A 25,960-nucleotide genomic window follows, 5' to 3' on the forward strand; every position below is an offset into this window, starting at 1 on the left:
GCATTCCGCCCGCAGCCGGAAAAGGATCATGGGTTAGGCTGCGGAACGATGTTGCTGCATTTTCGCTTCCTAGGGCTAATGAATGACACGCCAGATGTAAACCCGATAGCCCGATTTCGCCGTCCGGCGATGGGAACGCACAACTCTTGACGAGGGAAAACAAACGCTTGTCGGCAAAACTTTCGGGAACAAATACGCTGTTCGGCGATGAACGCATGAACGGCGCCATCCACGAACCACCGGCCCATATCGCTTCGGTCCCTGCGCGACGGCAACCGATCCTGGAGCGGGTCGAGGTCGCGACATGCCTGCTTCGGGCCGGGCGTTCGATAGCCCTCAACGATGCTATCGCCGTGAGGGCGCTCGAACTCTGTGACGGCCTCGAGCTCTCGCAGCCGTGGCAGGCCACGCTTCCGGCCGGCGTGGTCGCTGCGCCCGGCGAGACTGTCGAGGCACTCGACCGCGCCGAATCCCGTCGCGGCTGGACAATGCGCCGGGTGACGGTCGATGCGACAATTCGCCCCGCCAGCGTGGCGACGTGGATTGCCAGCACCTCCGGCCGTGACGGGCTGCCCGAACTGATGCGTCACGCAAGTCGCGGCGATGCGGTGGACGCGGCCGCCATCGAACTGTGCAAGCTCGCCGGTCTGCTGCCGGCCGCATTGATCGAAGATGTCGCCGATAACGGGAATATTGCCACAAGCGTATCGATCGACGACGTCCTCGGATTCCGTGAGGCGCAGGCGCGCAGCGTGCGGCCGGTCGTCGAGGCGCGGCTCCCCATGCACGGCGCCGAGAATGCCAGCCTCATTGCCTTTCGCGCCAGCTATGGCGGCATCGAGCATGTGGCCATCCGCATTGGCGAGATCGACCCGGAAAACGACGGCAAGCCGCCGCTTTGCCGGCTTCACTCATCCTGTTTCACGGGCGACCTGCTCGGGTCCCTTCGCTGTGATTGCGGAGATCAGCTCCAGGGAGCGATCCGCCGCATCGCCGAGGAAGGTTCGGGGATTGTCCTCTACCTCGCGCAGGAGGGCCGCGGAATCGGGCTGGTCAACAAGCTGCGGGCCTACCGCATGCAGGACGAGGGGCTGGATACCATCGAGGCCAACGAGCATCTTGGTTTTCTCGCCGACGAGCGCGACTGGCTGATGCCCGCCATCATGCTGCAACAGATGGGCATTCACCGCATTCGCCTGCTGACCAACAACCCGACCAAGGTATCGATGATCCAGCGTCACGGCATCGAGGTGGCGGAACGGGTGCCGCACGCCTTTGCGGCCAACCCGCACAATCAGGCCTATCTCGCCACCAAGGCGGAGCGCGGCGGCCATTACCTCGATCACGACATCACCTGCCTGCCGCGCGCCGCGAGAGGATAGACCGGGGAATGGACATGACTGAGGAGTTGTTCCGCGAGGATGCCTACCTCCAGAACTGCATGGCGACGGTTACCGCTGTCGACGGCAGTTCTGTCCGTCTCGACCGGACCGTCTTCTATCCGATGGGAGGCGGCCAGCCGGGGGATCGGGGACAACTCCTCGTCAATGGCGCCGCGATGGCCGTCCTCGACACGCGCAAGGGCACCGACCCCGGCAGCATCGACCACGTTCTCGGGGACGGGAGCGATCTGCCGGAACCCGGAAGCATGGTCGAGGTCCGGCTCGACTGGCCCCACCGGCACCGGCTGATGCGGATGCATACCTGCCTCCACCTGCTGTGCCGCGCCGTCGACGGCAGCGTCACCGGCGGAAGCATCGGCGATGGCAAGGGCCGGCTCGATTTCGATATCCCCGATCCGACACTGGACAAGGACGACCTCACCGGGCAGCTCAACCGCTGGATCGCGGAGGACCACGACGTTCGCGCCTACTGGATCGACGACGACGAGTTCGATACCCGGCCGGAACTTGTCAAGACCATGTCGGTGAAGCCGCCGCGCGGTTCCGGCATGGTGCGTCTCGTCGAGATCGATGGCCTCGACCTGCAGGCCTGCGGCGGAACCCATGTCCGTTCGACCGGAGAAATCGGCCGGGTGCGTGTCGCCAAGATCGAGAAGAAGGGCCGGCAGAACCGGCGGGTTCAGGTTGTCTTCGACGAATGATCAGGCGAATGATTAAAAATGTCTCGTCAACACGTTGACGAGACGGCTCAGGCCGACTCGTAGAGGTCGGCCTGCCCTTCTTCACGATGCCGCCGCACCCGCCCGTTCCGGCACAGGTAGTTGAGATGGGCCAGCGTCTCGGCCACGGCGAAACCCAGCTGATGCATGTCGACCTCGCGCCGGAACAGCGCGCCCATGACTGCCCTGGCGGTTGCCGGTTCGCGACAGGCCCGCAGCGTCGTCTCGCATCGTTCCTCATGGTGCGCCGCCAGCTGGTCGAGGCGCGGATGCAGCCCGTGAAACGGGCCGTCATGCGACGGCAACACGGCGATGTCCGGATCGATATCGCGATAATTGTCGATGCAGGCGAGGAAATCGCCAAGGGGATCGTCTTCGGCCGCAGATGGCCACACCCCGACGATCGGCGTGATCCGCGGCAGGATCTGGTCGGCGGTGATCAGCATGCCGCGCTCGGCGCTGTGAAACGTGAGCATTTCGGGCGCATGCCCCTCGCCGACGATTACCTTCCATGACGAGCCCGCCATCGGCAGCGTGTCGCCATGGCGCAGGCGCCGGTAACGGGATGTCGCAAGACTGACGCCCAGACGGTAGCGGTTGCCACGCTGCCGGCGCTTTTCCACCATCTCCTCGTCGAGGCCGGCCTGACGGTCGTAGATCACCCCGGCCTCGTTGAAGTCCTCGGTGTCGTCGAGCTTGAGCATGCGCGTGGTGAGCCACTCGCTTCGCGACATGACCAGTTCGGCACCGGTGCGCTCGACGAGCCAGCCGGCGAGACCGGCATGGTCGGGATGAAAGTGCGTCGCCACCACACTGCGCACCGGATGGCCGGCAAGCAGGCCCGAAAGCAGCCCGTCCCACATCGAGCGCGTCCAGTCGTCGGCATAGCCGCAGTCGATGACGGTCCAGCCTTCGGCATCGCGCAGCAGCCAGATGTTGACATGGTCGAGGGCGAAGGGAAGTGCGGCCCGTACCCAGTAGATATCGTCCGCAAGCGGCACCGGGACACCGTTTTTCGCTCGTTCGGCAAGGTAGCGCAGGGGAGGCTTGAGTGGCTTCATCGTCGATCCAGGGCAAGGGTGGCACGGTCCGGGTCCGGCGCGTCGGGCAGCGAGCCGGCCGGGACCGGCGGACAGCGGGAGATGCCATGCTCATAGGGTGGAGACCCGCATGTGACAATAAGCTGCGATCACGCAAGGCTGCCGCGAGGGTAAACAACCCTTGCCAAATGCGGATATCCGGTTACGCATGAAGGGAGTGGGGTATGGACGCCAAGACACCGTGTCGTGCGATGCTGCGACATGATTTTCGAGGTGAGCCTGCGACGTGAGCCCGCAATCGGATGAGAAGACCCGGACAGCCCGGTGGATCATGCGCCGTACGCCTATCGCGGCGCTTGGGACCATCGACAGGCGTACCGGCGAGCCCTATGTGTCTTTCGTGCCGGTGGCGCTCGACTTTGATGCCACACCGGTCCTCCTGCTTTCGGACCTCTCCGAACATACCCTGAACGTCAGGGCCGATCCCCGGATTTCGCTCCTGTTCGATGCCACGCGCGAACGGGACATTCCCGCGGACGGGGCCCGTTTGACCGTGCAGGGGAGCCTTGCCCGAAGTGGGGAAGGACGCCACGAGAGGCGCTTCATCGCCCGCCACCCCTCGGCTTCCATCTACGCCGAATTCGCCGATTTCAACATCTATGCCGTCGACGGCCGCCATGCCCATCTGGTCGAGGGCTTCGGCAAGGCGCGGTGGCTCAGGACGGCGGACATCCTGCTGGCCGATGTCGATATGGCCCGCCTTGAAGCGATCGAGGCCGGCTTTCACGGCATGGAGTGCGGCAAATTCACGGTCAGCGGGATCGACCCCGACGGCATCGACCTGCGTCATGAAGGTTCAATCGGAAGACTCTGGCTGGACACCCCGAGCCATCAACCGGAGTCCTTTGAACAACTCCTGAACACGGGAGCACGACCCCACTGAGATCGTCCACCCCCCGGGACGAAATACTCACCCCCAACAATTGCGTGAAGAAGGATCATCAGGATGAGTGATAGCGTCGACATCCTTGCCACAGCGACGCCAGGTACCGTTCACAGGAACCTCGCACCGGCCGTGCTGGTCAGCATGGCGGTGTGCCGCGGCGAAGCCGAACTCAGTGCTGACGGTGCACTGACGGCCCGGACCGGCCAGTTCACCGGTCGGTCGCCCCGGGACAAGCACATCGTCCGCTACCCCTCGATCGAGGATTCCATCGACTGGAAGGCCAATCGCGCCCTCGACCCCGCACGCATGCGCGGCATGGTCGAGCGTGCCATGGCCCATATCAAGGGTCGCGAACTGTTCGTCCAGGACCTCCACGCCGGGGCCGACAGGCAGCATCGCCTCAAGGTCAGGGTGATTACCGAACAGGCATGGCACAACCTCTTCGCCCGCAACATGTTCATCCGCCCCGAACGCGACGAGCTGGAGCGCTTCACGCCCGACTGGACGGTGCTGCAACTTCCCGGGTTCCTATCCGATCCGTCCGTCGACGGCACTCATTCCTCGACCGTGATCGCCATCGATTTCGAGCAGAGGCTCGTTCTCATCGGTGGCAGCGCCTATGCCGGGGAGATCAAGAAGTCGATCTTCACGGTGATGAACTACATCCTTCCCGAGCGCGGTGTCATGCCGATGCACTGCTCAGCCAATGTCGGAGCCGACGGTTCCCCGGCCGTGTTCTTCGGCCTGTCCGGCACCGGCAAGACGACGCTCTCGGCGGACCCGATGCGCACGCTGATCGGCGATGACGAGCACGGGTGGGGGCCGAATGGCATCTTCAACTTCGAGGGTGGCTGCTATGCCAAGGTGATCCGGCTCGACGCCGGCGCCGAACCCGAGATCTTCGCGGCATCCTCCCGTTTTGGCACCATTCTCGAAAACGTCGTGCTCGACCCGCGGACGCGTGCCGCCGACTGGAACGACGGCAGTCTTACCGAGAATACCCGAAGCTGCTATCCGCTCGACTTCATCCCCAATGCCAGTGCCACGGGCACTGCCGGCCACCCGCGCAACATCATCATGCTGACCGCCGACGCCTTCGGTGTGCTGCCGCCGATCGCCAGGCTGAGCCCCGAGCAGGCAATGTACCACTTTCTCTCGGGATATACCGCCAAGGTCGCGGGAACCGAGCGGGGCCTCACCGAGCCCGAGGCCACCTTCTCGGCCTGCTTCGGCGCGCCGTTCATGCCTCGGCATCCCAGCGCCTATGCCGAGCTGCTGCGGCAGATGATGACCGCGCATGATGTCGACTGCTGGCTCGTGAATACCGGCTGGACAGGTGGGAAATACGGCGTCGGCTCGCGCATGCCGATCAAGGCGACCCGTGCCCTGCTCACCGCTGCCCTTTCGGGCGACCTGGCCCACGCCGAGATGGACAGGGACCCTGTCTTCGGCCTCACGGTGCCGAAGGCCTGCCAGGGCGTCGATTCGCGTTTGCTGCGGCCGCGCGACAGCTGGGCCGACACCAGCGCCTACGATGCCTCGGCACGTGACGTCGCCGCCCGCTTCGCCGCAAACTTCGCCCAGTACGAAGGCCATGTGGAAGAAGGCGTCGGCGCGGCCGGGATCAGGGTCGCCGCCTGAGTCCGGGAATCATCCTGAACAATCGCGGAAGCGGGGCTCCGGCCCCGCTTCTTTCGTTGCAAAGACCTGAAAATCCTGCCGAACGGACTTCTGCGAACCGGAGACTTCTGCCAGAGCTGGAATGTCTACTGTGTTGCCGATGATGTCGCCGCCGGCGTTTCGGAAACGGCGTGGAACACTTCCATGCCGCCTTCATAGATCATGCTCATCGCGACCCACAGCACGACTGCCAGGCCGACATAGGCAATCCAGCGATGTTTTTCCATGAAACGGGCGATGAAATTGGCGGCGATGCCCATCAGCGCGATCGACAGTGCCAGGCCGACGACCAGCACGGTCATGTGGTCGCGCGCGGCGCCTGCTACCGCCAGGACATTGTCCAGCGACATCGATATGTCGGCAAGGGCCACCTGCATGATCGCCGACCTCATCGTCTTGCCGCCGGCATGGTCCCCCTTCGCCTGATCCGCAATATCGCCGGCATCGAGCGCGCCGCCGCGCAACTCGCGCCACATCTTCCAGGCGACCCACAGAAGGAGAATGCCGCCAGCCAGCAACAGACCGATGATCGCCAGCAGTTCGAGGGCGACGATCGCAAACAGGACGCGCATGACGAAGGCGATCAGGATTCCCCAGAAAATCACCTTGCGCTTTTCGTCCCGGGCAAGACCGGCAGCCGCCAGGCCGACCACGACGGCATTGTCGCCGGCCAGGACGATGTCGATCAGAACGACCTTAAGAAGGGCCGAAAACTCGGCCATGAGCTGTGCATCCATCATGGACCACGGCTATAGCAGCGCGCGACGGCGTTGCCGATAGCCCGCGACGATACGAACCGCAGGAATTCCGCATTGAAAAATCACATTGTCGCGGGTGTGACGTCATGAAGCTGTCGGCTGCCCCGTCCTGCGGGCATAGTGCCTTCCCGTGAAGGACCGCGCACCTGCCTGCGCCGCATCAGGACTCTCAGGACTCTGGAGACGTCGAGGTCATGAATTTCTTCTGGTGGACCGCTGCCGGTTTCGCCGCTCTTGCCATGCTCCTGCTGCTCGCCCCGCTGCTCTCGCGCAAGAACCGCACCGGTTTCGACAGCAACGAGGAAGTTGCGGCAGCATTGGCCGTATGCCGCGACCAGCTGCATGAACTTGACCGCGAGCGGGACGAGCGGCGGATCAATGCCGAAGAGGCCCGTGCGGCGCGCATCGAAATCGAGCGGCGAATGCTGGCGATCGACGAACGCAAGCGCATCCGGGCCACCGCGAGCCCGTTGTCGGCGGCTCTCGTGGCGGTCACGGCAGCCCTGGTCCCCGCCGTCGCATTGCTCATCTACCTGTCGCTCGGCGACATCGGCTACCGCGACATGCCCTTTGCGTCGCGCGAGACCGCGAACCCGCACATGCAGGCTGCGGATGCCGATGCCATGCTCCAGCGCACCGAGGAACTGCAGGAGAGGCTGGAATCCGGTGGCGGCACCGCACAGGAATGGTGGGTTCTGGGCCAGTCCCAGCAGATCCTCGAACGCTTCGACAAGGCGGCGGAGGCCTACAGGAAGGCGGCCGAGCTCGATCCGGGGAACCCGGCTCCATGGGGAGCCTATGGCGAGGCGCTCGTCCACGCTGCGGGCGGCACCGTCAATCCCGATGCCGGAAATGCCTTCCGGCACGTCCTCGACCTGCAACCGGACGACCCGCGCGCCCGGTACTATACCGGCCTCGCAGCGGCCCAGAACAGCGAATTCGAGGATGCGCTGACGATCTGGCAGGAGCTCTACCGCGACAGCCCGGCCGATGCTCCGTGGATGCCGACAGTGCACGATGGCCTGGTCAATCTGGCCAACTCGCTGGGGCGGGATCCCGCCGTAGTCATCCCCGAACCGCGCCCCGCGCAGGTGGCCGCCGCACCGCAGGCCGATCCTGCCGGCAGCGATCCCGATGCGCTGCGCCGCAAGCTCGAAGCCTCGCCGAAGGACTTCCAGGGATGGCTCCAGCTCGCGCGGCTGGAAATGGCCCGCGGCAACGATGATGCGGCAAGGCAGGCGATCACGCGGGTCAAGGAGGTTTACAAGGGCGCACCCTTCGTTCAGCAGCAGATAGCCCGGGCCGAACAGCAGCTCTTCGATGCCGGGGGCGCAGTGCCGCGGGGACCGACCGCCGAACAGGTGGCGGCAGCGCAGCAGATGACGCCCGACGAACAGAAGGACATGATCCGCGGCATGGTCAGCGGGCTGGCGGACCGGCTCGATTCGGAGCCCGGCGACCTGCAGGGCTGGATCATGCTCATGCGCTCCTATGGCGTTCTCGACGAGCGCGACGCGGCGATGGCAGCCTACGAAAGGGCCCGAAGCCATTTCAGGGATGACGAGCAGGCGCAGGCGAGGCTCGACGAGCAGGCCCGGGCCGGCGGCCTCATACGCTGAACCTGCGGCCCCCGCATCCGGAGGTTGTCGCGCGGCGCACGCGACGGCAGTCCGAAGCCGGGACAGCCGCGCAAGAACGCGACGGGCCGGCCGAACGGGGCGACAACGGGCCCGTTGCGGTCGACACCATCGAGCTTCACCCTTTCCCTCTCCCGATGGACGACGCTACAAGTCGGTCGACATATCGCAACACACCAGCATGCCCGTCGGCCCGATACCGCGCCAACCGGCACTCATCCAGTACCGGGGAGGATCTTCGATCATGTCGAACATGTTTTCGCTCGACGGCCGCGTCGCGCTCGTCACCGGAGCGTCGCGCGGGCTCGGTTTTGCCATGGCCGCCGCGCTCGCGGCCCAGGGTGCGCATGTCGTTCTCAATGGCCGCACCTCCTCCAGTCTTGAGGAAGCAGCCGCCCGTATCCGCGACAAGGGTGGCCGTGCCGGCACATGCGCCTTCGACGTCGCCGAGCGCGGAGCCCCGCGCAAGGGCATCGAGTCCATCGTCGCGGAACACGGCCAGCTCGACATTCTCGTGAGCAATGCCGGGATCCAGCACCGGGTCCCGGTCACCGAATGGCAGGACGAGGATTTCGAGCGGGTGCTCGCAACCAATCTTTCGGCCTGCTTCAGCCTCGCGCGCGAGGCGGCCCGGGTGATGTTGCCCCGGCGCTACGGCCGGATCATCCAGACGGGATCGATCACCGCGATCACCGCCCGCCCCACCGTCCACGCCTATATCGCCGCCAAGGCCGGCCTGCACGGGCTCACCCGCTCGCTCGCGGCGGAACTGGCCAAGGACGGGATCACCGTGAATGCCATCGCACCGGGCTATTTCGGCACCGAGATGAACACGGCCCTGCTCGATGACCAGACTTTCACGAACTGGGTCGAGCGGCGCACTCCGGCGGGCCGCTGGGCAAAGCCGGAGGAACTGGGCGGAGCGGCCGTCTTCCTCGCCAGCGATGCTGCGGCCTATGTCAACGGTCATACGCTTGTCGTCGACGGCGGCATGTCGGTGACGCTGTAGCGCCTTTATTTTAGGCATTCTGCCTGTTTTTCAGGCAACAGAACTGCCTGTTTCCTGGGCAGTCTGCCGGGAAAGCCTGCCATGGTCCGGCCACGTCCGCGGATCATCGCAGTTGGCACGATTGGTGCATTGGTCAAGGCAGATGTTAACACGGCATGCGGGAGAGCGCTCAGGCATGAAGAAGATCGAGGCGATCATCAAGCCGTTCAAGCTGGACGAGGTCAAGGAAGCCCTGCAGGAAGTCGGCCTCAAGGGCATGACCGTCACCGAGGTCAAGGGTTTCGGCCGGCAGAAGGGGCACACCGAACTCTATCGTGGTGCGGAATATGTCGTCGATTTCCTGCCCAAGGTGAAGATCGAGATCGTCGTCGACGACGGTCTCGTCGAGCGTGCCGTCGAGGCGATCCAGCAGGCAGCCAAGACCGACAGGATCGGCGACGGCAAGATCTTCGTGCTCGCGGTGGACGATGCCGTGCGGATTCGCACCGGCGAACGCGGACCCGACGCACTCTGATCCCGCCAGCCGGCCATTACCGTTTTCAGTAGCGAGAATCGTGCGCGGACAGGTTTCGACTGAACCGCGCGCACAGGGCCAACCGGGCTGCCGAGGCCGCCCGTTCAACAGAGAGGAAGTCAACATGACCCTGGGATGCAAATCCCCCGCCGACGTCATCAAGGCGATCAAGGACGAGGATGTGGAGATGGTCGATCTCCGCATCACCGATGTTCCCGGCACCTGGCACCACATCTCCTATCCCGCCGCCGTGTTCGAGGAGAACAACATCACCGACGGCATGGGTTTCGACGGCTCGTCGATCCGGGGTTTCAAGCAGATCCAGGAATCCGACATGCTGCTGCTGCCGGATGCCACGACCGCCTTCATCGACCCGTTTGCCCAGCACAAGACGCTGGTCATGATCTGCGCGGTGGCCGACCCGGTGACCGGCGAGCTCTACAGCCGCGACCCGCGCGGCATGGCGATCAAGGCCGAGCAGCATCTGAAATCGACCGGCCTGGGCGACACCGCCTTCTTCGGCCCGGAAGCCGAGTTCTTCGTGTTCGACAATGTCCGCTACGGCCAGACCGGCCATTACGGCCACTACGAGGTGGACTCGGTCGAGGCGCACTGGAACACCATGCGCGACGAGGACAGCGCCAATCTGGGCTTCAAGATCCGCCCGAAGGAAGGCTACTTCCCCTGCCCGCCAACCGACTCGCTCAACGACCTGCGGGCCGAGATGGCGCTGGTGATGCAGTCGATCGGGCTGACCGTCGAATGCCATCACCATGAGGTGGCGACTGCCGGCCAGTGCGAGATCGACATGAAGTTCGATTCGCTGCTGGCGATGGCCGACCATCAGATGAAGTACAAATACGTCGTCAAGAACGTCGCGCGCGAGCACAACATGACGGCGACCTTCATGCCCAAGCCGATCTTCGGCGACAACGGCTCCGGCATGCACTGCCACCAGTCCATCTGGAAGGACGGCAACCCGCTGTTCGCGGATGCCAACGGCTATGCCGGCCTGTCGCAGATGTGCCGCTGGTACATCGGCGGCCTGCTCAAGCATGCGGGCTCGATCCTCGCCTTCGCCGCTCCGACGACCAATTCCTACCGCCGTCTCGTGCCGGGCTACGAAGCGCCGGTGAACCTTGCCTGGTCGCTGCGCAACCGGTCCGCCGCCTGCCGCATCCCGATGTACTCCAACAGCCCCAAGGCCAAGCGCGTCGAGTTCCGCTGCCCCGATCCGTCGGCCAATCCCTACCTCGCCTTCGCGGCGATGCTGATGGCCGGCCTCGACGGCATCCGCAACAAGATCGACCCGGGCGAGCCGATCGACAAGAACATCTACGACCTGCCGCCCGAGGAAGCAGCCATGATCCCGACGGTTCCCGGCCAGCTTTCCGACGCGATCAAGTGCCTGGAGGACGACCACGAGTACCTGCTCGACGGCGACGTGTTCACCCTCGACTTCATCGAGAGCTACATCGCCTACAAGCGCGAGGCCGAGCTCGACCCGATCCGGCTGCGTCCGCACCCCTACGAATTCGTTCTCTACTACGACTGCTGATTCCGGCTTCCACCCGGATCCGCTGAACGAACCCCGTCCGCAAGGGCGGGGTTCATTCGTTCGGGACGGCCCTTGCATTTGACGCGGGGCAAAGGGCAGCGTAGCAAGGGGTGAACCGCAGGTTGAATAACCGCGGTCGGCAGACAAGCATCATCATCGAGGTGAATTCATGTCATCGTCGCGGCGGCAGGGCTCTTACGGATTGACGGACAGCGAGCGTCGCTGGCGCTATGTCTCATCCATTCTGGCGACATTCGCCATCATCAATCCGCTCGTTCTCTATCGCTTCGAGGCGATCAAGAACTATCTGCTCTTGAACAACCTTTTCGACTTCACCGATCTCTGGCGCGAAAATCCGGTCGGTGGAAGCTGGCTCGAACTGATCTGGTGGGCGATCACGCAGATGCCCGGCTATCACACCATTCTGGGCATGAATTTTCCATGGCAGGCCAAGGCGATCCTCGGCATCGTCATCGGTGCCGCGACGATCTACCTGGGCTATGCCGTCTATCGCAAGGCCTGGCTGGGCCTGACGGCTTTCAACCGGGGCTGGGCGTTCATCACCTTTCTCAAGAAGGCGGTGATGATCGGTGCACCGGTCGCCATCGTCATGCTCGCGATGAACTGGCTGGCAGGTACCACCTTCACCTACTGGACGATCTTCGAGATCGTCTTCTGGCTCGTCCTCGTGGTCATCGGCGCTGTCATTGCCGCCGGCCTCTGCTGGAACTTCGACACCCGCCGCGAGGCCGGCGTCGGTGGTGTCAATGTCACCATGGGCGACGACGACGACTTCAACGGCTGATTTTCCGCGAAGACGCGGGAACTGGACGGCGCACGGCTGCCCGCTATAGTCGATGACAAAGTGCGGGAGGTAGCATGAGCAATCCGGATGATGGTGGCGATCTCGTCACCTGTGACGCCTGTCCGGTCCTGTGCCGGATCCGTCCCGGCCGCAGCGGCGCCTGCGACCGCTATGGCAATGTCGATGGACGCCTGGCCCGTCTCGATCCCATCGTCCTTGCCCGCAGGGCCGTCGAGGAGGGTCGGGACATGGTGCCGTTTCTCGGCGGGCAGGACTGGGATGGCGGTCTCCTGCGCGACGGCTCGACCTTCCTCACCGGCATCGGTGCCGGCACCACCTATCCCGACTACAAGCCCGCGCCCTTCATCGTCTCGACGCGGATCGAGGGCATCGACACCATCACGGTCGTCACAGAAGGGATATTCTCTTATTGTGGAATAAAGGTGAAGATCGACACCGATCGCTATGTCGGCCCCGAGACCGCCGCCGTCAGGGTCGAGGGTGAGCAGATCGGTCATGTCACCACCGCCGAATACGGCTCGCAGATGCTGTCTCTGGGCGGCGTGCGCCATCTCACCGGCGGCTCGAAGAAGGAGGGTCGCGTCACCTGCGCCTCGATGCTGTCGCTCCTCAACCGCGAGCCGGTGAGCGTGACCGTCGACGGCGGTGCGGAGCTCGTCGTCGAGGCGGGCAAGCCGCCCGTCGTCAATGGCAAGGGCGAGGAGCGCATGCGGGTCGGCTGCGGGTCCGCCACCATCGGCATCTTCGCCCGCCAGTGGCACGGGCATGTCGATGAGGTGATCGTGGTCGATGACCACATAACCGGCGTGCTCACCGAACATCAGGCCGGCCGCTTCCTCGGCATGAAGCCGTCCGGCGTGCGCGTGCGGGGGCGCCGCTCGACCCCGGGCCGGTATTTCCAGGTTGCCGAACCGGGGCTTGGCTGGGGCGGCACCAACATCACCGACCCGCTCGGCATCATCGAGAAGATCGACCCCGCAACCGCCTGGCCCGGCATGCGCCTGCTGTTCGTCAGCACCACCGGCGAGCACTCGGCCTGGTACACACTTGATGACGATCTCGTACCGTGTGAGGCCGAACAGCCCGGGCCCGTGCGCATCGTCACCGAACGCATCGCCGAAAACTGCGAGCCCGCCCTGTGCTCGGTGATCTTCATGGCCGGTGCTGGTGGCTCGCTGCGCGCGGGCGTCACCGAGAATCCCGTCCGCCTCACCCGCTCGGTGCGCAAGGCACGCACCCGCGTCACCTCGGGCGGAGCACCCGTCCATGTCTGGCCGGGCGGCGGCATCACCTACATGGTCGATGTCATGGAGATGCCGGCCAACAGCTTCGGCCACGTGCCGACGCCGGCCCTGGTCGCGCCGATAGAATTCACGTTGACCTGCGAGGATTACCACGCCCTGGGCGGCCACGCGGACCATGTACGGCCCCTTGAGGACATCGCCCCGGAGATCGGACGGCACCAGATCCTGGAATGGGGCCGCGACAGGGCATGGCCGCTCGCGGCACCGCGCAAGGACGGCTGAAACGGCAGGCATGCCGGAGAATCGCCCCCCGGCCAAGCCGCGGGCTCAGCGCCTGGGCAGCCGGCGCCGGACGTCGACCAGCTGGATACCGCCGGCCTGATTGAAGGTGTGACAGCCGCACAGGCCGGCGATGCCTTCGGGCCGGAAAACGCCCACCGACTCCTCGGCATAGCGATCGGCCGAAAGCTCGGTGATCCTCTGGAAGGCGAGCCGGCTGCCATAGCCGCCGCTGCCGTCCTGCGCCGGACGCAGGAGGGTGCCATCCGCCTGCTCGATGATGGCCCCGGCACCCCGGGTCACGCGGATGTCGGTGCGGACCGGGTTGAGCGGATGGGGCTCGAACGGTCCGATGTGCCGGGTGCTGGAAAAAACGAACAGGGCCTGGTCGCGCTCCAGCCCGGATTCATCCACCGTGACGAACAGATACCAGCGGCCGTCATGATGGTGCAGGGTCGAATCGAGCATCACGAAGCCTTCGAGCAGGGTCCGCTCATGGACCCACCGATCGGGGAATTGCTCCGCACGGTAAAGATCGACCTTTGACGCTTCACCCGTTTCGGGAATCATCCACCACTGCCCATCGACCTCGAAGACATGCGGATAGGAAAGATGGTAGGGCCTGCGCAGGACCTCGCGCATCTCCCACAAGTGTCCATCGGCATCCAGCCGCGCGCAGGCGAGTTCACCGCGCCCGCTGCCCGGAGGAACCCGCTCGAAGAACACCAGCGGCTGCCCCTCGTGCGAGACGATGAACGGATCGGCAGCTTCCCCCTCATCGGGCAGTTCGACGAGACGGAACGGGTTGTCGCGGATGCCGTTGCCGGGAAGACCCGGCAGATCGTCGGCCGCCGCCCGACGCCAGGCAAGCTGCCATGCCAGACGGTTGCGCCGCGCCTCGACATTGCCCAGCACGCACACGCCTACATGGCGCAGCGACTGCCACAGCCCGGATGGTTCGCCATCGAACCGCGGATCCCCGGACCGGCTGCTTGCGGCAAGCGGCAGGTCACCGCGACGCAACAGCCGCAACGCCCGGGCCAGGCAAAGCACCGACGCCCGGTCAAGCTGCTCGAAACGCCGCGCGGCATGAATGGAGAGCTGCACCGCGTCATGATTGCGATAGACCAGCTCGCCGTCCGGATCGATCGCATCACCGCCTTTCGGGCGATGCAGGAGCACGTCGACACGCACTTCCTGAAACCGGGAAAAGATGTCCCGGGGACCCGTAGCCGCCCAGTTCCGCTCCAGACGCAAAAGCCCCCGCCTCGACGCGGCGGCAACGGCACACGGGCCGGATTCCGGGGTGAGGTCGATCACCACATCGAGCTTGAGCGAACCGACGATATCCCGATCGCCCGCATCGACCAGCCGCGCCGACCTCGCATCGTCAAGCCCGATCGACACCGGGCGACCGCCGCTGGCATCGATGACGGCAACACAGTCGACAAACGGCAGTCCCAGCGCCCGGCGACAGCAATCGACGATCCATGCGGGCGGCTCCGCCTCTCCGACCAGCAGGGCCACGCGCATCTGTCGTGGATCGATGTCGCGTCGATAAAGATCGGAGCGCGAGCAATCATCCATAATATACAACTATTGGTTGACAATGGCAAGCCATTGCGGCAGGACATCGCAACCGGCCGCGAACATGTCGCGGTCCGCCGCTTCCCTCTCCGCCGACATGTTCCAAACCCGACCGCAGCCCGACCATGCGGGCGCGGTCGCCTGGAAAGTGATCGGCACTGGAACCTATCGATGTCCCGTCAGGGCTGGCGGTCGGCGCCGCCCGCCTCAAAGCGCCTCGAGAATCTTGTCGGCACCGGTCACTTCCATCATCGGCGGCGCATCCTCGACGGCGAGGAACTCGACGGTGCCGTCCTCGACGATCATCGCATAGCGGCGCGAGCGTGTCCCCAGGGCGGCCATCGAGCCATCGAAGGAAAGCCCGATCGCCTTGGTGAAGGTGGCATTGCCGTCGGAGAGGAGCCTCACCTTGCCCTGCACGTTCTGCGTCTTGCCCCAGGCATCAAGCACGAACGGGTCGTTGACGGCGATGCAGACGATCTCGTCGACACCCTTGGCGATGATCTCGTCATGATGATTGACATAGCTCGGCACATGCTTGGCATGGCATGTCGGGGTGAACGCTCCCGGAAGCGCGAAGATCACGACCTTGCGGCCCGAAGTGATGTCCGCAAGCCGGACATCGGCAAGCCCCTCGGAAGTGAGGACCTTGAATGTTGCCTCGGGTAGTTTCTGGCCAACCTCGATCGTCATCGAATGCTTCCTTTTACCGGCTTTTCTGGCAATTCCCGGTTCGCCGCGGTCACCGAACATCCACCATGACGGAGCCGGCACGAGCCGCAGCAACCAGCTCCATCCCCACCATGCAACAAGCGATGCATTGCGACAAGATCCTGCTTGGAGAAAACCGACAGCGCTTGTGGACGTCTCCCCGACACACTATTTCTTGGCCATGGACAAGGCACGACACCATGCCCCTCCGCCCGACGGAGGCACATCCGACAGCAGCTGCCTCGACGGCATGCTCCTGGTCGCCATGCCGACCATGAACGATCCGCGCTTCGCCCACTCGGTCATCTATCTGTGCACCTACTCGACCGAGGGTGCGATGGGCCTGATCGTCAACCAGGTCGCCGACCAGCTCGACTTCGCCGAGGTCGTGGGCCATCTCGGCATCGAGACCCATCCGGATGCCCGCGACATCGACGTGCATGTCGGCGGCCCCGTCGAGACCAGTCGAGGCTTTGTCCTTCACTCGACGGACTATTCGCACCCCGACACGCTCGTCATCGACGAACACCACGCCCTGAGCGCCACCATTGACGTGCTCAAGGCGATTGCCGATGGCAGCGGCCCCAGACAGCGGGTCTTCGCACTCGGATATGCCGGCTGGGCACCCGGCCAGCTCGACCAGGAAATCCAGGCCAGCGGCTGGCTTCTCACTCCTCCCGACGACGAGATCATCTTTGGCGGCGACCACGACAACAAATGGCAGAAGGCCCTCGCCCGGATCGGCGTCGATCCGTCGCTCCTCAGCGGCGATGTCGGTCACGCGTGAGCGTCCCGGAGAAGCCTCCAACCTCACCATTTCCACTGTAGAATCGACTCGAACGAAGGCGTCAGGGGATGCCGGAGAGCGATTTTCCGAACACGGGGTGGGGTTTGCAGACCGGTAGCGGCCGCCTCGCCGGCACGGGCGGTGGCGGCAGGTCGGGGAAATCACCGGGCGGGAGCGCGCGGATGAGGCGCAGCTCGTCCGGCGCGAAGATCGCGAAGGCACCCGCCTGCGGGGTCGTCATCATCGCGTCGAGGATATGCTCGTGGAGACTTTTCAACAGGCGGGACCGTCCCCTTGCGCGGAGCCTTTCCTCCTCGCTGCGGGATTTCCTCGCCCTTGCGGGTTTCGCCGCCCCGGGAGTGTTCTCCGTGAGCGACCATGGCACCGGGCAGACATCCGGCACATCGATCCCTCTGGCCACCGACTTCAGCAACGAGGTGATGACATTCCCCATTCCCCTGCGTCCGGCACGATCCAGCCATGCCCTTTCGGCACCATCCGCCGATGCGACGGATTGCGCCAGGGAGTTGTCCTGCAACCGGCGGAACCAGTCGCGGGAGTGGAACAGCAGCAGGCGGTGGAGGATCGCCCGGAGGCCATGACCGCCATGTGGGGACAGTCCCGCCCGCATCGCCGACAGGACACCCGCCACATGCGGCAGATGTTCCAGCCCGTCAACCTCCGCCACATCGAGCCGGACCTGCGGCCCCGACAGCACGCCCCGCCGCCCGGTCGCCACCAGCCAGCACACCTTCAGGAAACGAGGCGCGCCCCAGCGAAAGACCCGGCCGGCGAGTTTGCGCGGCAATATGGGGGGTGTGGCGGGGGTATGGGACATGGGGGGAGGTTATGATGGAAGGGCAGTACGAGAGTCAAGAAAAAAATCCTATTTATAAGAAATGTATCAACTTCTGATATGTGCCCGCACCACATGCACAGTCATGCCGAAAATACGCAAAACTACCGATAAACATAGATCAAAATACAGCCCCCGTTCGTAATGCAAAATATTTCATTCCCGTCAATATCAATAAAAATATTAAATTTTATTATAAATTATCGATATCTTTTTTTCTTGAAACGTAAAAAATTTCGAATCATAATGGCTTGTCCCCTTGGGGTTGATCATTGCCGACTGCGTTCCCTTCGATGCAGGTCCGGCGAGACCAACGGGAAAACGACGGCGGCGCATATGCAACAACGAACCGCAATGGCATCAAAACGGTCGCTCGCGCCCGTCACAAGAGGTCCTTCCCGTTGAGATATCGCGCTGAAATCGACGGCCTGAGAGCACTGGCCGTCACTGCGGTCATGTTCTTTCATGCCGGTTTCAGGCCATTCGAAGGCGGTTTTGTCGGTGTCGACGTATTTTTCGTCATCAGCGGATATCTGATAACATCGATCCTGCTCGACGATTTCGAGAATGACGGATTCAGCATCGCCCGGTTCTACGAGCGGCGCGCGCGGCGGATCCTGCCGGCACTGTTCTTCGTGCTGCTGTGCTGCATACCCCTTTCGCTCCTCTGGATGCAGCCGCATGAATTCGACGATTTCTCCAGGGGTCTCGTTTCCGTCGTCCTGTTCTCGTCGAATATCCTGTTCTGGACACAAAGCGGGTATTTCTCGTCGCTGACCGATGAAAACCCCCTCCTCCACACCTGGAGCCTGGCGGTGGAGGAGCAGTACTACATCGTGTTCCCGCTCCTGCTCATCCTGACATGGCCGCTGGGACGACGGTGGGTCTTCTGGACGATCGCCGTCCTTGCGGCCTCCAGCCTGGTCCTGAGCGAGTGGGCATGGCGTCAGGATGCCGCCGCCAGTTTCTACCTGATGCCGACACGCGCCTGGGAGCTTCTCGCGGGGTCCCTTGCCGCATACGCCGTCAGGCGGTACGGGGTTCGCAACAGCGACCTGCTGTCGCTGGCAGGTCTGGCGGCGATCGTGGTCTCCGTCCTGACCTATGACGACAAGACGCCGTTTCCGGGTCTCTACGCCCTCGCTCCCGTCCTGGGCAGCGTGCTGATCGTCGTGTTCGGCGGCAGGGGCACCCTCGTCGCGCGGTTTCTTTCCACGCGGCCGATGGTGACCATGGGCCTGATCAGCTACAGCGCCTATCTGTGGCACCAGCCCCTGTTCGCCTTCGCCCGCATCCGCTCGATGGACGAGCCGGGCACGGCCCTGATGGTCGCGCTGATCGCCACCACCCTCGTCCTTGCGACGGCGACCTGGTATTTCGTGGAAAGGCCGTTCCGCAACATGTCGGCCGTCCCGCGGCGCGTGGCGCTCCGCGCGGCAACGGCCGGGGCACTGGCTCTGGCGGCCGTCGGCATTCTCGGCCATGGCACGGCCGGGTTCGAGAACCTGATGCGCAAATACAAGTACGACGCCGATTATTTCCGGAAATACAAGATCGTGCAGGCGTCGATCGGGAACCGCAACGGCCTGGCGATGACCACCGGGACGTGCCGGATGTCGGTTCGGGACACGAGATATCTCGATCGGCGGAAGCTGGAAGACTGTCGAGAACGGTATGGAAAGGCCACCGTGATCCTGGGCGATTCGCATGCCGGGAACGTCTACAACATTCTTGCGAATTCGAAGGATGCGAAGTTCCTGATCGGCGTCTCGCGGGGCGGCTGCCGCCCCTACGACCGCGACCCGAAATGCCAGTACCGGAGCTTCGAGAAGTTCCTGAGGAACGAGGGCTCGATGATCTCGAAGGTCATCTTCCATCAGTCCGGTTCGCATCTCGTCCTCGACAGCCGCGGCAGGGAAGACAACCAGAAGGCCTTCGAGGGGAAGTTCCGCAAGTTCAGCGCGCGCAATATCGACAGGATCATGTCCTACCTGTCCGGCCTTGCCCGCAACCACGATGTCGGCGTCGTCTGGCTCGGGCCGTTCCTGGAGTACCGCTTCGACCCGGATGACATCGTCGTGTCCGCGGACAGGGAATTCGTCAATCCGAACTCGGTCACCATCTTCCGCAATCTCGAAAAGTTCCTGAAAAAGAAGATCGGGGCGGAGACGTCGTTCTCCTACGTGAAGTTCGCGGACATATTCCCGCAACCGAGATCGGCGATCGTCGGTGACTGCCTGATCTATCGCGACAAGGACCATTATTCCAACTGCGGGGAAAGATTCCTCTCCCGGGAGGGAAACATCCCCCGGCTGCTCGGCAACGCGTCCGGCGTGTACATGGCGACGAACCGCCCGTGACCGTCGCCTTCGCCGCCGGTCAGGCCCGATTGTCGAACCGGGTCGGGCTGAAGGCGTCGATGGGAAGGCTGGACCTGCCGTCGAGGACCAGTTCGCTGACGAGGCGGCCGACGATGGGCGAAAGCTGGAAGCCGTGGCCGGAAAAGCCGAAGGCATGGAACACGCCCGGCGCGTTCGGGCTCGGGCCGATGACCGGGATGCGATCGGCGAACAGGCCCTCGAATCCGGCCCAGGCACGGGCGATGGTGACGTCGCGCAGCTTGGGGAACAGCGTGAGCACCGAGGACGCGCTGGCGCTCAGGCCCGGCAGATCGAGACTGTAGCGGCGTTCCCCGCGGTCGCCGCTGGCCCGTCGCCCGCCGCCGATCAGCAGGGTGCCGTTAGGCATCTGCTTGAAGGAGAGGCGCGGGTCGCTGCTGATGATGACCGGTTCGAGAAATGGTGCGACACGCGTGGTGACCATCATCATCGGGAGATAGGTCAACAGCGGAATGGAGTCTCCGACCATTGCGGCGATGCGATCGCCCCAGGCTCCCGCATTGTTGACCAGCGATGCAGCCTTCACGCGTCCATGACGATGGGTGACGATCCAGCCATTCGCGGGAGCGGGTTCGATGTCCGTCACCTCGCACCCTTCGAGCATGCGGGCGCCGGCGGCGATGGCCGCATCGTGGAAGGCGCGGGTAGCGTGAAAGGGGCTGGCGGCACCGTCCCTGCGGACAATGAGCCCGCCCTTCACCTGCATGCAGATGTCCGGGACGAGTCGCCTTACCTCGTCGGCATCCACCAGTTCCTCGTGTTCATATCCCAGGTTGCGCACCTGCCGCTCGCGCCCGACCAGTTCGGCAAGCGTTGTATCGTTGAGCGCAACCGCGAGCTGCCCCGCGCCGTGATAGCCGCAGTCATGGCCGAGTTCGGCCTCGATGCGATGCCAGAACGCATCGGCCTCCAGCGACAGCGGGATTTCCGCCGGGTGCCGCAGCAGCGTGCGCACACCACCGGCATTGGCACTGGAGGCGTGGCGGCCCACATGATCGCGCTCGATGACCACGACGCGAACACCGCGCCGGGCCAGATGCAGGGCGGTGGAGCAACCGTGGATGCCACCGCCGACGATTGCGACATCGGCCTCGATCATGCGACCCCGGTCATGCGGTGGCATCCTCGTCCTCGGGAGCCGTGGGCAGCATCGGCCCGCTGTCGGGAGGTGGCGGAAGCCCCTGCATACAGGCGAGCTCCGCCAGCGTGACCGGCTTGACCGGCGGACGGATGCGCATGTGGCCGGTGCCGGCAACGTCGCGGCGGTTGGCGGCGGCAAGCAGGTGCGAGACGGTGAGCGAACACATCCGCCCCTGGCAGGGCCCCATCCCCGCCCGGCTGAACGCCTTGGCCTGGTTGGGACCGCTGCACCCGATGCTCGCGATCTGGCGAAGTTCGCCTGCTGTCACTTCCTCGCAGCGGCAGACCATCGTGGCGTCGTCGGGCGGTACGAGAACCTCGTCACGCGGCCGGAAAAGGATGTCGAGGAAACGCCGCAACGGCGCCTTGCGGGCGATGAGACGCCGCGACGCCCCCGAGCGACGCTCCAGTTCATCGCCGGAAAGGGCGCCGAGATCGGCACTCGCGGCGAGACCGGCCAGTTCGCCCGCCGCATGGGCGATGTCCGCACCGCGTATGCCACAGGCATCGCCGGCAACGAGGACCGCCGCGAGCGAGCTCCGGCCGAAGGGATCGAGCACCGGCTGCCAGCTGGCCTGAAGCCGTGAATAACGGTGTTCCGCACCGGCAACCATGGCCAGTTGCGTGTTCGGCACCACACCTTCATGCAGCAGCACCAGTTCGCAGTCATAGTGGAGCTCCCAGCTTCCCGCGCGCGCGCGCAGACCGCTCACCTGCCGTTCGCCCTCGATGCGAATATCATGAACGGCGGTGTGGAATTCGATGCCGGAAGACTTCAGCAGCCGTTGCCAATGCAGCCCCTTGCGCAATTCGGGGCCGGCGAGAAAGGCGCGCGGCAGGTGGGGAGCTGCATGCAGATAATGGGCACGAGGCGTCGTATCGAGGATGGCCTCGATGCGTGCGCCGGCATCGACGAGCTGTGCGGCGGCAAGATAGAGCAGCGGTCCCGAGCCGGCGATCACGGTGGGAACATCGCTGACCATGGCCGAGCTCTTGAGCGCCGTCTGGGCCGACCCCAGCCCCATCACTCCCGGCAGGGTCCAGCCCGGCACCGGCACCGGCCGTTCCTGTGCACCGGCGGCGATGATCACGCGACGGGCTTCGATCCACTGCGCCCGCCCCTCTCCCACCAGACCTATCCCGCCTTCGGCCGACAGGTCGAAAACGGCGCTGCGCGGCCTGTATACAGCCGTCGACCCGCGGAAGCGGCGTACCAGATCGGCACCGCGGGCGTAGTCGGGACCGAGCAGCTGCCGCATGCGATCCCCCTGCTCGTCCACCTTCTCGATCGAGCGATAGATCTGCCCGCCCGGAGCGGCCTGTTCGTCGAGCAGCACCGTCGAGAGGCCGGTACCGGCGGCAGCCATGGCCGCGGCCATGCCGGCCGGCCCGCCGCCGATCACCGCGACGTCGAAACGCTCGGGGCGGGTTTCATCTTCGGTGGCAACAGGTTCACTCACCGCGCATCTCCCCTGCTGTCCATTGCCGGCGAGCCGACACCGTCCGACAGCGGCAGCCTCTGCCGCCTGACCCTCATCCCCTCCCGCACCGGTGTCATGCACGCCTGCCGGTTCGGCCTGCCATCGATCTCGACCAGGCATTCGAAGCACACGCCGATGAGACAATAGGCGGAACGCGGCGATCCACTGACGGCACTGTCACGCATATGGCGAACGCCATGCGCCAGAAGCGCGGCCGCCACGCTGTCCCCGTCGGCGGCGACGACATTTTCCCCCTCGAACTCGAAATTCACCGTGGCCGCCGCCTCAGCGATGCGCTTGAACATCGAACCTCCCGGTCGAAAAACGTTCCTGTCCCGCGGCGGGTGAACGGCCCGCGATCCACGGCGCGATCTCCAGCGCATGCGCCGCCGCCAGCGTGATGCCACTGTGGCAGGTGACGACATGCACTCCCGGAAAGCCCGGAGCCTCATCATAGATGGGAAAACCATCACCTGTCATGATACGCAAACAGGCCCAGCTCCGCACGAGGCGAAGATCGCCAAGCCAGGGAAACGCCCGGACGGCCAGTGCTGCGATGTTGCGGGTGCGGTCCACGCGCGTGGTGGTATCGAGCCCCAGGTCATCCACCGTGAAACCGACCATCAGGCTGCCCTCGCGGGTCTGGCGCACCAGATTGGTCGGCATGGGCAGCGTCACGGCCGCCCGTTCGCTCACCGCAACCTGACCGGCGATGGCCCGTACCGGCGCGTCGAGCCCCACCTGCGCGGCCAGCCTCCGGGTGTCCAGCCCGGCGCAAATGACCACCCGCGCGGTGGAGAACATTCCGCCGGAACTGTGGACGACATATCCGCCGGCTTCCCGCGCGATCCGGTCGACCCGATGATCCGGCCGATAGGTCCCTCCGAGCCCCAGCATGGCTGTATGCAGCGCCCGCATCAGATAGAGCGGGTTCACATGCCCCTCGCGCGGCGAATAGGCGCCATTGTATACAGTTGGCCCGAGACCGGGCAGCATCTCCGCGAGCTGCATGCGATCGAGAATCTCGTACTCGTAGGGACGATCCCCGCATTGGTGGCGGATCTCCGCAAGCGCCGCCTCGCTCCGATGCGCTTCCTCCGCACTCATGTGCAGCAACACGCCTCCGGGCCGCTCATAGCCCGTGTCGACCCCCGTCCTTTCATGCAGGTCCCGCGCGAAACCGGACCACAGACCGGCAGAATGGCGTGACCATTGGGCGTATTCGGGACAGTCCAGCCCCTTGCCCTGCACCCAGACGAGCCCGAAATTGCCGCGACTGGCACGAAAGGCGTTGTCGCCCTCATCGAGCAGCAACGGCTTCAACCCGAGGTTCGCCAGTCCGAAGGCCACGCTCGCACCGACGATGCCGCCACCAATGACGACGACATCAGCTGTCTGCATCGAAAGTCTCCAGACGATGACAGGCCACCAGATGCCGGTCGCCGACAGGGCGGGGCGGCGGCATGGGATCGCGCCGGCAGATGTCGGCCACATGCGGGCACCGGCCGGCAAAGCGGCAGCCGGGCGGCGGGTCGATGGGCCTCGCGATGTCCCCGCCGATCCCGGGCACCGGCCGCCGGTAACGCGGATCGGGTGCCGGCACGGCCTCCACGAGCGCCCGGGCATAGGGATGACGCGGATCCGTGACGACATCCCGGACCGGGCCGATCTCGGCAATCGTTCCCAGATACATGACCATCAAGCGATCGGCGATATTCGACAATATGGAAAGATCGTGGGAGACATACAGGCACGAAAAGCCCAGCCTCTCCGACAGCCGCCGCAGCAGGTCGAGAATGTCGGCCCGGATCGAAACGTCGAGCATGGACAGCGGTTCGTCGGCAATCACCAGCCGCGGTTCCATGACCAGCGCGCAGGCAATCCCCACGCGCTGGCGCTCGCCGCCGCTCATCTCGTGCGGATAGCGGTCCCTGTACTCCACTGAACGCAGGCCGACGTCCTCAAGCGTCCGCATCACCCGCTCGCCGATCTCCCGCTCATCCCACAACCCGAGCGCACGCGGTCCCTCGGCCACCAGGTCGAAGACCGTGAAGCGCGGGTTCAGCGATTCATAAGGGTCCTGAAAGATGATCTGCACATTCCGGCGAAACCGCCGCAGGGCGTCGCCGGACAGGTTGCCGACCGACTGCCCCCTGAACAGGATCTCGCCCGATGTCGGTTCGAGGAGACGACCGACCAGCAGGCATGTGGTCGATTTGCCACAGCCCGATTCGCCGGCAAGCCCCAGAATCTCCCCCTCGTCGATGGAGAAGCTGACATTCTCCACCGCCTTGATCGTGCTGACCCGACCCGACCCGGCCAGACGCTGGAGAAGACCCGGGCGGACTTCGAAATGACGGGTCAGGCCGCGGACTTCGAGGACTGCCATGTCGCCTTCTCCGATGCCAGTTGACGGAACAGCCCGGCTTCCTGCGAGCGGTGACAGGCCACGGCATGCCCTGGCGCGACTTCGCGCAAGGGCGGGCGCTCGACAGCGCATGGCTCGACGGCGAAGGGACAGCGTGCGCGAAAGGGACACCCCCTGACGCCACCCAGCAGGCTGGGCGGAGAACCCGGTATCGAAATGAGCGGCCTGCCCAGCTGCCTGATGCTGGGAAAGGCATTTTTCAACCCAAGGGTATACGGATGCACCGGCTGCTCGAACAGGTCGATCGTCGAGGCCAGTTCCATGATCTGACCGGCATACATGATGGCGATCCGGTCGCTCATTTCGGCGATCACCGAGATGTCGTGGGTGATGAGCAGGATGGAATTGTGCAGCGAGGCACGCAATTCGCGCACCTTGCGGATAATCCGCTCCTGAACGAGCACATCGAGTCCCGTTGTCGGCTCATCCATCACCACCAGCGACGGATCAAGCGCGAGGGACATGGCGATCATCGCCCGTTGGCGCATGCCGCCGGAAAACTCGTGCGGAAAGGAGCGAACCAGTCCCGGTTCGAGACCGACAAGGTCGAACATCTCCTCGGCGCGCGCCGCCGCCTGCCTGCGCGACTGGTCCGAATGCTCGCGGATGGCCTCGACGATCTGGTCGCCGACCCTGTATACAGGATTGAGCGAGGCCTGCGCGCTCTGCGGCACGAGCGACAGTTCGTTCCAGACGATCTCGCGGCGGAACTCGCGGTCACCCATGCCCAGCAGATCCCGCCCGCGCCATTGGAGCCTGTCGGCGGTCACGCTCGCCCCCCTGGGCATCAACCGCAGCAGGGCCTTGATGAAGGTGGTCTTGCCGCAGCCGGACTCGCCGGCAAGCCCCACGACCTCATCCTCGTCCATCGACAAAGTGAGACCGTCAACGGCATGAACGGGTCCCGCGCGGGTCGAATAGATCACCTTGAGATTTTCAATTTCCAGCAGCATGTCGC

At 64.6% G+C, this 25,960-nt stretch carries 23 protein-coding genes; 12 read left to right on the top strand and 11 right to left on the bottom strand.

Annotated features, from left to right (window positions below; genetic code table 11):
* Positions 1-215 precede the first annotated feature (215 nt).
* Together ribA and H6851_18370 are read left to right on the top strand one after the other, a co-directional pair.
* Positions 216-1,382: a GTP cyclohydrolase II gene (ribA, locus tag H6851_18365; GenBank protein MCB9945571.1), complete on the top strand. Its 1,167-nt coding sequence runs from the start codon at positions 216-218 to the stop codon at positions 1,380-1,382.
* A gap of 14 nt (positions 1,383-1,396) precedes the next feature.
* Positions 1,397-2,104 carry an alanyl-tRNA editing protein gene (locus tag H6851_18370; GenBank protein MCB9945572.1) on the top strand — a complete coding sequence of 236 codons (708 nt, stop codon included), beginning with the start codon at positions 1,397-1,399 and terminating at the stop codon, positions 2,102-2,104.
* 47 nt (positions 2,105-2,151) lie between these two features.
* Here the strand turns inward: H6851_18370 and H6851_18375 are convergent, their stop codons facing one another.
* Entirely contained in the window at positions 2,152-3,183 is a 1,032-nt protein-coding gene (locus H6851_18375; GenBank protein ID MCB9945573.1) for an MBL fold metallo-hydrolase, read from the bottom strand.
* A 265-nt stretch (positions 3,184-3,448) separates the two neighbouring features.
* On the opposite strand from H6851_18375, the gene H6851_18380 reads away from it, so the two are divergent.
* Positions 3,449-4,105 carry a pyridoxamine 5'-phosphate oxidase family protein gene (locus H6851_18380; protein MCB9945574.1) on the top strand — a complete coding sequence of 219 codons (657 nt, stop codon included), beginning with the start codon at positions 3,449-3,451 and terminating at the stop codon, positions 4,103-4,105.
* A 63-nt stretch (positions 4,106-4,168) separates the two neighbouring features.
* Entirely contained in the window at positions 4,169-5,749 is a 1,581-nt protein-coding gene (locus H6851_18385) for a phosphoenolpyruvate carboxykinase (protein ID MCB9945575.1), read from the top strand.
* 125 nt (positions 5,750-5,874) lie between these two features.
* On the opposite strand, the gene H6851_18390 is transcribed toward H6851_18385, so the two are convergent.
* Positions 5,875-6,525: a YjbE family putative metal transport protein gene (locus tag H6851_18390; GenBank protein ID MCB9945576.1), complete on the bottom strand. Its 651-nt coding sequence runs from the start codon at positions 6,523-6,525 to the stop codon at positions 5,875-5,877.
* Positions 6,526-6,740: 215 nt separating this feature from the next.
* On the opposite strand from H6851_18390, the gene ccmI reads away from it, so the two are divergent.
* From ccmI to H6851_18420, 6 genes are all read left to right on the top strand, one after another.
* Positions 6,741-8,165 (top strand): c-type cytochrome biogenesis protein CcmI, encoded by a 1,425-nt coding sequence (ccmI, locus tag H6851_18395; protein MCB9945577.1) that lies wholly within the window; start codon positions 6,741-6,743, stop codon positions 8,163-8,165.
* Between the two features lie 262 nt (positions 8,166-8,427).
* Positions 8,428-9,192 (top strand): SDR family oxidoreductase, encoded by a 765-nt coding sequence (locus tag H6851_18400; GenBank protein MCB9945578.1) that lies wholly within the window; start codon positions 8,428-8,430, stop codon positions 9,190-9,192.
* Between the two features lie 175 nt (positions 9,193-9,367).
* Positions 9,368-9,706 (top strand): P-II family nitrogen regulator, encoded by a 339-nt coding sequence (locus H6851_18405; GenBank protein ID MCB9945579.1) that lies wholly within the window; start codon positions 9,368-9,370, stop codon positions 9,704-9,706.
* Between the two features lie 124 nt (positions 9,707-9,830).
* Entirely contained in the window at positions 9,831-11,264 is a 1,434-nt protein-coding gene (gene glnA, locus H6851_18410; GenBank protein ID MCB9945580.1) for a type I glutamate--ammonia ligase, read from the top strand.
* Positions 11,265-11,433: 169 nt separating this feature from the next.
* Positions 11,434-12,069 (top strand): hypothetical protein, encoded by a 636-nt coding sequence (locus tag H6851_18415; protein ID MCB9945581.1) that lies wholly within the window; start codon positions 11,434-11,436, stop codon positions 12,067-12,069.
* A gap of 74 nt (positions 12,070-12,143) precedes the next feature.
* Complete coding sequence (locus tag H6851_18420; protein ID MCB9945582.1) at positions 12,144-13,616, top strand: 6-hydroxynicotinate reductase; 1,473 nt, start codon at positions 12,144-12,146, stop codon at positions 13,614-13,616.
* A gap of 45 nt (positions 13,617-13,661) precedes the next feature.
* Here the strand turns inward: H6851_18420 and H6851_18425 are convergent, their stop codons facing one another.
* Positions 13,662-15,200: a hypothetical protein gene (locus tag H6851_18425; GenBank protein MCB9945583.1), complete on the bottom strand. Its 1,539-nt coding sequence runs from the start codon at positions 15,198-15,200 to the stop codon at positions 13,662-13,664.
* 207 nt (positions 15,201-15,407) lie between these two features.
* Positions 15,408-15,893, bottom strand: coding sequence for a peroxiredoxin (locus tag H6851_18430; protein MCB9945584.1), 486 nt, complete (start codon positions 15,891-15,893; stop codon positions 15,408-15,410).
* A gap of 199 nt (positions 15,894-16,092) precedes the next feature.
* On the opposite strand from H6851_18430, the gene H6851_18435 reads away from it, so the two are divergent.
* The gene (locus tag H6851_18435; protein ID MCB9945585.1) at positions 16,093-16,698 is read left to right on the top strand and encodes a YqgE/AlgH family protein; all 606 of its coding nucleotides are present in this window, start codon (positions 16,093-16,095) and stop codon (positions 16,696-16,698) included.
* A 61-nt stretch (positions 16,699-16,759) separates the two neighbouring features.
* On the opposite strand, the gene H6851_18440 is transcribed toward H6851_18435, so the two are convergent.
* Positions 16,760-17,536, bottom strand: a complete 777-nt coding sequence (locus H6851_18440) for a hypothetical protein (protein MCB9945586.1) — start codon at positions 17,534-17,536, stop codon at positions 16,760-16,762.
* 419 nt (positions 17,537-17,955) lie between these two features.
* Here H6851_18440 and H6851_18445 point away from each other — a divergent pair, with 419 nt between their 5' ends.
* Positions 17,956-19,914, top strand: coding sequence for an acyltransferase (locus H6851_18445; protein ID MCB9945587.1), 1,959 nt, complete (start codon positions 17,956-17,958; stop codon positions 19,912-19,914).
* A 19-nt stretch (positions 19,915-19,933) separates the two neighbouring features.
* Here H6851_18445 and H6851_18450 read toward each other — a convergent pair whose 3' ends face one another.
* From H6851_18450 to H6851_18475, 6 genes are read right to left on the bottom strand one after another with little or no spacing between them, the layout of a single operon-like run.
* The gene (locus tag H6851_18450; GenBank protein MCB9945588.1) at positions 19,934-21,052 is read right to left on the bottom strand and encodes an FAD-binding oxidoreductase; all 1,119 of its coding nucleotides are present in this window, start codon (positions 21,050-21,052) and stop codon (positions 19,934-19,936) included.
* 10 nt (positions 21,053-21,062) lie between these two features.
* Positions 21,063-22,553, bottom strand: coding sequence for an FAD-dependent oxidoreductase (locus H6851_18455; GenBank protein ID MCB9945589.1), 1,491 nt, complete (start codon positions 22,551-22,553; stop codon positions 21,063-21,065).
* Entirely contained in the window at positions 22,550-22,879 is a 330-nt protein-coding gene (locus H6851_18460) for a (2Fe-2S)-binding protein (protein ID MCB9945590.1), read from the bottom strand. Before H6851_18460 ends, H6851_18455 begins: the two co-directional genes overlap by 4 nt.
* Positions 22,860-23,975 (bottom strand): FAD-binding oxidoreductase, encoded by a 1,116-nt coding sequence (locus tag H6851_18465; protein ID MCB9945591.1) that lies wholly within the window; start codon positions 23,973-23,975, stop codon positions 22,860-22,862. Before H6851_18465 ends, H6851_18460 begins: the two co-directional genes overlap by 20 nt.
* Positions 23,962-24,963, bottom strand: coding sequence for an ABC transporter ATP-binding protein (locus tag H6851_18470; GenBank protein ID MCB9945592.1), 1,002 nt, complete (start codon positions 24,961-24,963; stop codon positions 23,962-23,964). The genes H6851_18465 and H6851_18470 overlap by 14 nt, the downstream gene beginning before the upstream one ends.
* The gene (locus H6851_18475) at positions 24,936-25,955 is read right to left on the bottom strand and encodes an ABC transporter ATP-binding protein (GenBank protein MCB9945593.1); all 1,020 of its coding nucleotides are present in this window, start codon (positions 25,953-25,955) and stop codon (positions 24,936-24,938) included. The genes H6851_18470 and H6851_18475 overlap by 28 nt, the downstream gene beginning before the upstream one ends.
* Positions 25,956-25,960 lie beyond the last annotated feature (5 nt).

This window comes from Geminicoccaceae bacterium (assembly GCA_020638465.1).
Classification (GTDB): Bacteria; Pseudomonadota; Alphaproteobacteria; order Geminicoccales; family Geminicoccaceae; genus JAGREO01.